The sequence below is a fragment of the Lysinibacillus boronitolerans JCM 21713 = 10a = NBRC 103108 genome, from assembly GCF_000772935.1.
Classification (GTDB): domain Bacteria; phylum Bacillota; class Bacilli; order Bacillales_A; family Planococcaceae; genus Lysinibacillus; species Lysinibacillus boronitolerans.
This window is the reverse complement of the sequence record NZ_JPVR01000067.1, coordinates 107,318-115,110: the sequence shown is the minus strand read 5'-3', so window position 1 is coordinate 115,110 and position 7,793 is coordinate 107,318. Positions and strand designations below refer to the sequence as shown.

The window sequence follows — 7,793 nt, the reverse complement described above, 5'->3', positions numbered from 1 at the left end:
CCAGCCGATACAGTTATATTTTCTTCATCACCCATTCCAGGTAATACAAAAAGTGTGAACAGAATCATCAACTTGTTACAACGTTCAGGTGCAGATGTTATTCATGGGCAACTTAATAACATCCATACTTCTGGTCATGGCTCACAGGAAGAACAAAAATTGATGTTACGTTTAATGAAGCCCAAATTTTTTATGCCGATTCACGGCGAATATCGTATGTTGAAGATGCACTCACAATTAGCAGTGGATTGTGATGTATTGGAAGAGAACACTTTTATTATGGAGAATGGGGAAGTTCTTGCGTTAAGTGCTAATCATGCAAGTATAGCAGGGAAAATCCCTTCTGGTGATACCTATATTGATGGTAATGGCATCGGTGATATTGGCAACATTGTATTACGTGACCGTCGTAAGCTTTCTGAAGATGGGATTGTGATTGTTTCTATAAGTATTGATACAGGACGACGAATTATCGTATCAGGGCCAGATTTTATGTCACGTGGATTTATTTATATGCGAGATTCTAGAGAACTCATCACTGAAGCACAAAAGATGCTAAGAGGTCATTTAAAAGAATGCATAAAAAAGAAGCCAACTGATTGGGGTAGTTTGAAAAATGCAATAACAAAACTTTTAGGGCCGTATTTATTTGAAAAGACGAAACGTCGTCCAATGATCTTACCTATTATTCTGGATGTTAATCAGCAATAATGAAGTAGGCAGTAAACTGATTCAATATTCAAAAAGCTAATATATATGCCTAACAACAAAATCCTACATTCAAGTATGTAACAAAACTTATAGAAAATCTAAACAGTCACATACTAACAAAGACCTCACTTTATAGAAAGATTCTTGATTATCTAAATTATCCCCTTATCTAAAGAAGAATCAATTTTGTATATAATAAACAGTTCAACTATTATTTTGTGAGGCACATTAACTATTTAAAGGAGTGGCTTTTTGAAACCAGTAGTTAAATTATTGTTTGTTCTAATTTGTTCATTTGCAATGTATTTTTCAGTAACAAAGTCTGCGGATGCATCGTATGCAGTTATAGATGCAGAAACTGGTCGACTTTTATCAGGCAATAATGCACATGCACAGTTACCAATTGCTAGTTTAACGAAAATGTGGACAGCTTTCGTAGTGATCGAAAATAGTAATTTAGATGATGAAGTAGTTATTTCAAGAGAAGCTGCATTAAGTGAGGGCTCTTCCATTTATTTAGAACCAGGGGAGAAAATAACGGTTGAAACACTACTGTACGGATTAATGTTACGTTCTGGAAATGACGCAGCATATGCATTAGCGGAACATACAGGAGGTTCGTTTGAAGGTTTTGTTGATTTAATGAATGAAAAAGCAACTTTTTACGGATTAAATAACACGTTTTTTACGAATCCATCAGGGCTTCATCATGATCTACACTTATCCTCTGCTTATGATACAGCGATGATGTTAAAAGTTGCATTAGAAAATGACACTTTTCGTAAAATTGCTACAACCGTTAATTATAAAAGTATAGAAAAAAATAATGTCACATGGCAAAATAAACATCGACTAGTTCAGGAACAAAATGGTGCGGTTGCAGGTAAAACTGGTTTTACTAAGGCTGCCGGACGAACACTTGCAACTTATTTTGAAAAAGAAGATAAAAAAGTCATTGTGGTTACATTAAGAGAGTCTAATGATTGGCAAGTACATAAACAACTTGCAAACTATGTATTCTCTCAATACGATGTCGTCACAGTAGCGAAAAAAGGAAATTATAAAACGATAGAAGACATAACTGTTACATTAAGCAAACCAATTAAACTTTTATTAAACAAGCAAGAGGAAGATGAAGTAAAAAATGTGTTACATTTTTCAAGAAATAAAGAAAATAAAAATGGCATTTGGCATGTGTTTTTAAATAATGAAAACATTTATTCAACCCGGGTAACGTTGAAATAAGGATTAGAACTATGAGGAAATGGGTGATTTCTTAAATTGATTTTAAAATGGTACCGTTTTACATTTGTTTTGCAGTTTTAATGAAGTTTTAGAACAGTCTTTCGTAATCAGGCGCTTTAATGGAGCAATGAAAAAGCCCAATTTCTCTTTTGATGCCGAGAAATCAGGCTTTTTCATATTGGAATTTCCATAATGTTGTAAATTCGCATCTCCTGACGCTACCCCATTTATCACTGCATATAAACCCCAGAGAACTTTAAATATAGCAATTAAATATAAAATCTCCATACTTCCCAGAAAGTTTCCAAAATGCATTTGCTAAACTAATATACAATTTCAATATCAACAATATCTAATAAATTTATTTTTAAAGCACTGTTGTCCTCGTAAACAATACAAGTTTTTCTGTAAAGATAGTCAATTTCCGTTAGTATACCTTTAATTACATGAATCCTGTTATTAGAAAAGTATTTAATTTTTACTTCAGAATTATTTTTCAGTGCTAGTTGGAAGATCAAATTCATTTCTTCAAGTTGATGTTCATCAACTTGAGGTTTTTTAATATCGTTTTGTTCTTCTAAAGCTTTTTTTAACAGGTTTACATGCTCAGGTAACATTAGAGACGTACTCCATTTTTTATTTCCACGATCTTGTAACATTAGATTTCCCTCCAGTAATTACAAATAGTTAGAACGTTTGTTCTGTGTTATTATAATCAAAAAGGGTTAACTTTACTATCGATAAAATGTATTTGGTAAACATTACATTATCTCTAACTATATATAAACAAAGAATGAGGTGTACTAAATAGTGGGAAATACAAAAATATGTCTTGATAACAACAAAAAATGGACAGCGATGATGCTACCAGAGCATTTAATGCTTTTGAAGGCATGGAAACAAGAGATGTTGACAGAGTTGCCACGAGAACATGCTGAATGGGAGCTTGAAGAATTACAGCAAACAATCACACAAGCATTCACACAGCATAACTATATTATGTTAACTATATGGGAACATGGTAACTATGTGCAATGGGGAGGTACCATCCAAGCGATGAACGAGGAGCAGCTGCTACTAGAAACCATTACCACAACGAAGCCCATCCCGTTAAGATACATTTATGCTGCTCGTATAGAAGATGATGGATGTGATTAATGGAGAGCAACGGCGATTATTACATCAATATTTGCTGCTTGATTTAGCTGTGAAATCCTTGCAGCACGACCTAACAGTGGCGGAACATTTTAAGATGAAGCGTGTATTTTTACCTGCTATGGATGCCTTATTAAAGCAGCTACACAACGATTATTTTCAATTAAAACGTCAGCTCGCCCAACAAAAAATACGATTAGTTGGCTGGCATCGGATTGATGACTACTTTAGTGATGTGCAGGTGGCTACCGCAGGTAATGATGAGGTACTACGCTATGCCAATCAAGCGTTAAAAACCCAAGTCGAAGAGCTAATAAATAAACATTTACACAATGCCTAGGCTTACCTCTACGATGAAAAAGCCAAAAGCTGATGACAGGAATGGTCAGCTTTTGGCTGGCTTTATTTCTCGATAGGTTTCACATCAATTTGCTCAACAAGAAACTCATTGTTAGTACGATTAAATTGATAGGCAATCCGAACATCGGCTACATAAATAGGTGAGATGCCAATCGATCCAGGGATGTTTAACATTATTTTTTGATTTTCTACTGTATAAATGACCACACCACCGAAAGCAAGTTGCGCTTGATTGATATCTGGTGCTGGATCAAAGTCGTAATCAAATGTAGATTCTTTTCCCTGTGCTTTTATCGTAATCGCTAATGTGCCATCATTTTTTTTAGTAATCGTTGATTCAATAGTATGTGCAACGATGTCTTCATAATGTTGGACATTCATCTCCGATAAATCCTCTCCATTTACCACATGAATCTCATAGTGATTGAGGCCTGTCCCTCGACCAGTTTGGATAATAATAACAGCCTCTTCCTTATGATCATTTGTCAGATCTGTATAGAATACCTGAGGTTTAGTTCCTGTATCAGGGATTGTCCAGTCAAAATTTTTCCGCTTACCATCAATATCTAAAGTTACCTCTGTTAGTTCATTTTGTGCTTCATTTCGTGCAAATACTTTCACCTTCTCATCTTCGGAAACAGCGATCAATGGAGCCTCATGTTGTATCTCCAGCTGTGATGAAACCTGTTCAGCAGGGGTGTTTACTGTATCGTTTGGAACAGTAACACTACATCCAGCTAGTAGAGAAATTCCTAATAACCATAGCCACATCTCTTTTTTCAATGTCTAGAGCCACCTTTTCTATAGCTTATTGACTTTATTATACTGTACAAACATGCCCCATAGCAGTTCAATTCGTGAAGGAAAAGCTTATATACCAGAGCGTGGAGGAGTAACAATGAAATTTAGAGATGGTAGGTGAAATGAGTGATACTTGCTTTATAGCGGCAAATTCATAACGATTTGCTCACCAATAGGTCCCATTCTTCTTTCTCCATGATCCACAAAGCCTACTTTGATATATAAATTCTGTGCAGCTCTATTCTTCTGATTGACGACTAACACTACTTCATTACATTCTTTAAATTCCTGCTTCACAAAATCAGCAAGTGCAAGCATAGCCCTTTTAGCATAGCCCCTACCTTGCTGTTGATGATCGATGGACAGGGCAGTTAGTAACATTGCCTGAGGATTACGAGAATATTCTTGTACTCTGTCCGTTGCATGAAGAACAAAAAAGCCAACAGGTACGCCACCACTTAAAATCACAATTGGATACTGTCCGACCTTCTCGATTGAAATCTCTTTAGGAAGTGCCGTAAATTGGTGTTGTTCTTCAGGTAATTCAAAACGATTTAACTGCTCTACATAGCTTTCAGAGAAATGTACTAACTCAATATTCGTTGTTTCTTGCATAAAAAAGCCTCCTTTTCTAATAGTTTAACCACAGAACAAACGTTCGTCAAGGAGGCTTGTATTAAAATAATGTGGGGGTAGGTCATTTTAACTTAAAAGGGTACCAAAAAGTAAAATAAAAGAAATACTAATCATCACAATAAGTGTAATGACCATTGTTAAAATTCCTCGAAGCAAGGTCGTTAAATTTTTAACATTTTTCATACCGACCAGGCTTAGGTAGAAACAGGCAATAGACAAGAGCAGTGTCAATAGTAATGGATGGAAATGAAGATATGTGTCAAAGAAGTCTTTCATTGAACCTGATAGAAAAAATAATAGGATACAGCCCAAAGATAAGATAAATGACCAGAGATTTAAATTAATTCCCATTGTTTTCCTCCCTCCTATAAAAACGAATTTGTTGTAGGAATGTTCCGATGATTCCGCTTGATAGGGAAAAGGAGAAACTAAATGTGTCGTTGCTCGAACAGGGTCACTCGGACGAAAGTGACCCACGTACCAAAAGGAGTATAAAGTAAAGTTGAAAGAACTTTACACTACTATTAGTATGTGAAGCTAGCGGTTTAAGATAGTTATCTATCTAAATTACTAGCTTTTAATTGTGAGTTAAAATAAATGATCTAGAATAAAACGAAAAGGGAGGAGATTTGAATAGTTGTGGTAGCGATTCATGGTAAAAAGGCTTTAGCTTCTGTAATGGAACAGAGGCAAAAGCCTGAGACGATCAATTAACACATGAAGCTAGCACCAACGATAATAAGAAGGATGAAGAGTACAACAATAAGCACGAATGTAGAGCTATTGCCGCCTCCATTGTCCCCGCCACAGTAACTATTGAAATTACAGTAACTCATGAAACACACCTCCTTTCCTTCTTCTAAAGTATGTATAGGACAAAAGGGGGGATGTTAGCGAGTAGAGAAAAAATGAGTTGTCCCTTCATTCGGAATAAGGCGATGAAAGCTTTACTTTATTATTATGATGGAATAGTAGCTTGAGCTAGTTGTTAGCCTGTATAGCATCAAGAATAATGAAACAAATTCTACTAATTGTTTTTGAATTCAACACAATGTAAAAAAACATCCGTTCTAGGATGTTTTTTAGTATAACGGCTGCTGCGTATGACAAGGGGGAAAGCCGTTCACATCATGAATCATATGAAGGTCGTACTGCTTTAAGGCAAATTGACTTTGATATAAATATTCAAGAACAAGCAGTTTTCCTCCTGATACGCCACAGAGGACACCAGAAGTTCCTTGACCATTTGTAAAAGAAACACCAACAGGCTGACCGATTAAATACGGAATTTTATGTTGCCAAGGCACAATAGCCACTCCTTTCACTATAATATATGAAAGGAGTGGCTAGAGGTTCTTATCTTCACAAAATCGTACACTCTGTTTGTGGAGATGCTAACTAAATACTGACAAATCAATCATTCTTTCATTTCTATTTTTATGGTAATATAAGTTATATATGGGGTTATAAAGAATTTTTAGTTATTAACGATTGGGAGGAGAATGGATGAAATTTAAAAAGGGAATCACCTTTATTCTAGGTCTCTTACTACTTATGCTTGCAGCCTGTACACCAACAGAAAAAAGTGAGAGCCAACTTCATGAGAAAAAGCAAATAACAGATGATGAAGAGATGGTGTTCTCATTTGAGCACCCTCAAACCAAACAAAAATACAAAATCATTTATGCCAATCAACTGTTTTATCCGTATATAGAAAAGGTCAAAGAGAATCCGAATCTTTCAAGCTCGGAAACTCTGGATTTGTATAATAAGGAAGTTATTCAACCGATCTATCAGGATTGTTTTGAAAATGGGGAATATTATCATATGGCAGAAACCCTGCTTACTACGGTTCCTACAGGGTTAACAGAAATTCAAGTGGTGAGTGAAAAAATGGAGACGCATAAAGCAGAAATCAATCAACTCATTCAAGAATCGTTATTGAAATCCGCAGACCTCTTACCCTCTCAAAGCGATGTAGCCGTTTGTGTATTCCCTTCAGCAACCAATAATAGAATACCCTTCGCAGTTGGAGCGGGCAAAATCATCATTCCGTATTCTCTAGGTGGTTCAGATGAATATTTAAAGGGAACCATTGCCCATGAATACCATCACAGCGTTTGGGCGGAGAAGCATACAAATAAAGTTAACACGTTTTCGATTTTGGATAATATAGTCTTCGAAGGAAAAGCCGTCATGTTCCAAAAGTCTGTATTTCCTGACATCAACCTGATTTCGGTGAACTTGACCTACAATAAGGAATTATGGACTCAAATTGAACCAGATTTAAAAAAGTCTAACTTAAAACGTTCCTTAGAGATTGTCCATGGTGGAAAAGGGTTACCGAAAAATTATGGTTACAGTGAAGGCTATAAGATGGTTAAATCCTATCTTGACTTGCATCCTGAACAAACACCAGAGGATTGGACAGCCTTAAGTGCACAAGAAATTTTCGAAGAAGGAAAATACTTGGAACACTATCAATAACTATTTTGGTGACACTTATTTGTGAAAGTTCAAAATTAAAGAGCACTTTTACTGATTACAACATGAACTAGTAAACATGCAGCATAATGATAGGAATTTCTCAATTGAAAAACAACAAACAATAAGTCACTACGGTTTTAAATCGCAGTGGCTTATGTGATGCCGCACAGTCCTATTAGCCTGATGGAATGAGGAGAATCTTCTCAAGAACAATGCAACGGCTAATTAATGAATAAAGTCTTGGGGAAATCTCCAACTAAACAGAGTATGTAAAAAGGGATAGCATTGTACAAAAACATCTTGGGGGCGATGTTAAAGGTGCTATCCCGACATTAATGTATGTGAAAGAACTTAAGAACATTACCACTGTAAGTAAATTGAAAAGTAATTGAAATAAG

12 protein-coding genes are annotated in these 7,793 nt (G+C 35.7%); 5 read left to right on the top strand and 7 right to left on the bottom strand.

Translation table 11 applies throughout. From position 1 onward, the window contains the following. Together CD31_RS07165 and CD31_RS07160 are read left to right on the top strand one after the other, a co-directional pair. Window positions 1-711 (top strand): ribonuclease J (locus CD31_RS07165; protein ID WP_036076486.1); only part of this gene is annotated, 711 nt, incomplete at its 5' end. Between the two features lie 300 nt (window positions 712-1,011). Continuing rightward, window positions 1,012-1,956, top strand: coding sequence for a D-alanyl-D-alanine carboxypeptidase family protein (locus CD31_RS07160; RefSeq protein WP_052125344.1), 945 nt, complete (start codon window positions 1,012-1,014; stop codon window positions 1,954-1,956). A gap of 42 nt (window positions 1,957-1,998) precedes the next feature. Here the strand turns inward: CD31_RS07160 and CD31_RS07155 are convergent, their stop codons facing one another. Both CD31_RS07155 and CD31_RS22710 read right to left on the bottom strand, forming a co-directional pair. Further along, a complete protein-coding gene (locus CD31_RS07155; protein WP_036076482.1) occupies window positions 1,999-2,244 on the bottom strand; it encodes a hypothetical protein in 246 nt (81 codons plus the stop codon). Window positions 2,245-2,279: 35 nt separating this feature from the next. Continuing rightward, the gene (locus CD31_RS22710; protein WP_052125340.1) at window positions 2,280-2,615 is read right to left on the bottom strand and encodes a YolD-like family protein; all 336 of its coding nucleotides are present in this window, start codon (window positions 2,613-2,615) and stop codon (window positions 2,280-2,282) included. A 151-nt stretch (window positions 2,616-2,766) separates the two neighbouring features. On the opposite strand from CD31_RS22710, the gene CD31_RS07145 reads away from it, so the two are divergent. Together CD31_RS07145 and CD31_RS07140 are read left to right on the top strand one after the other, a co-directional pair. After that, window positions 2,767-3,114, top strand: a complete 348-nt coding sequence (locus CD31_RS07145; protein ID WP_244905065.1) for a YolD-like family protein — start codon at window positions 2,767-2,769, stop codon at window positions 3,112-3,114. Then, on the top strand, window positions 3,098-3,451 hold the full coding sequence (locus CD31_RS07140) for a YhjD family protein (protein ID WP_081977464.1): 354 nt from the start codon (window positions 3,098-3,100) through the stop codon (window positions 3,449-3,451). Before CD31_RS07145 ends, CD31_RS07140 begins: the two co-directional genes overlap by 17 nt. Window positions 3,452-3,513: 62 nt before the next feature. Here CD31_RS07140 and CD31_RS07135 read toward each other — a convergent pair whose 3' ends face one another. From CD31_RS07135 to CD31_RS07120, 5 genes are all read right to left on the bottom strand, one after another. After that, window positions 3,514-4,254: a hypothetical protein gene (locus tag CD31_RS07135; RefSeq protein WP_036076479.1), complete on the bottom strand. Its 741-nt coding sequence runs from the start codon at window positions 4,252-4,254 to the stop codon at window positions 3,514-3,516. A 156-nt stretch (window positions 4,255-4,410) separates the two neighbouring features. Continuing rightward, window positions 4,411-4,887 (bottom strand): GNAT family N-acetyltransferase, encoded by a 477-nt coding sequence (locus CD31_RS07130; RefSeq protein ID WP_036076477.1) that lies wholly within the window; start codon window positions 4,885-4,887, stop codon window positions 4,411-4,413. A gap of 87 nt (window positions 4,888-4,974) precedes the next feature. Further along, entirely contained in the window at window positions 4,975-5,259 is a 285-nt protein-coding gene (locus CD31_RS07125; RefSeq protein ID WP_036076476.1) for a hypothetical protein, read from the bottom strand. Between the two features lie 359 nt (window positions 5,260-5,618). Then, the gene (locus CD31_RS22925) at window positions 5,619-5,744 is read right to left on the bottom strand and encodes a YjcZ family sporulation protein (protein WP_016993272.1); all 126 of its coding nucleotides are present in this window, start codon (window positions 5,742-5,744) and stop codon (window positions 5,619-5,621) included. A 246-nt stretch (window positions 5,745-5,990) separates the two neighbouring features. Continuing rightward, on the bottom strand, window positions 5,991-6,215 hold the full coding sequence (locus CD31_RS07120; protein WP_004224247.1) for a hypothetical protein: 225 nt from the start codon (window positions 6,213-6,215) through the stop codon (window positions 5,991-5,993). Between the two features lie 199 nt (window positions 6,216-6,414). Between CD31_RS07120 and CD31_RS07115 the strand changes: the two genes are divergently transcribed. After that, window positions 6,415-7,395: a DUF2268 domain-containing putative Zn-dependent protease gene (locus tag CD31_RS07115; RefSeq protein WP_036076472.1), complete on the top strand. Its 981-nt coding sequence runs from the start codon at window positions 6,415-6,417 to the stop codon at window positions 7,393-7,395. Window positions 7,396-7,793: the final 398 nt, after the last annotated feature.

Bases quoted from the DNA above. Each gene is read 5' to 3' on its own strand.
- CD31_RS07130 (WP_036076477.1), bottom strand. From the start codon at position 4,887: ATGCAAGAAACAACGAATATTGAGTTAGTACATTTCTCTGAAAGCTAT.
- CD31_RS07160 (WP_052125344.1), top strand. From the start codon at position 1,012: ATGTATTTTTCAGTAACAAAGTCTGCGGATGCATCGTATGCAGTTATA.
- CD31_RS07125 (WP_036076476.1), bottom strand. From the start codon at position 5,259: ATGGGAATTAATTTAAATCTCTGGTCATTTATCTTATCTTTGGGCTGT.
- CD31_RS07155 (WP_036076482.1), bottom strand. From the start codon at position 2,244: ATGGAGATTTTATATTTAATTGCTATATTTAAAGTTCTCTGGGGTTTA.
- CD31_RS07140 (WP_081977464.1), top strand. From the start codon at position 3,098: ATGATGGATGTGATTAATGGAGAGCAACGGCGATTATTACATCAATAT.
- CD31_RS07115 (WP_036076472.1), top strand. From the start codon at position 6,415: ATGAAATTTAAAAAGGGAATCACCTTTATTCTAGGTCTCTTACTACTT.
- CD31_RS22925 (WP_016993272.1), bottom strand. From the start codon at position 5,744: ATGAGTTACTGTAATTTCAATAGTTACTGTGGCGGGGACAATGGAGGC.
- CD31_RS22710 (WP_052125340.1), bottom strand. From the start codon at position 2,615: ATGTTACAAGATCGTGGAAATAAAAAATGGAGTACGTCTCTAATGTTA.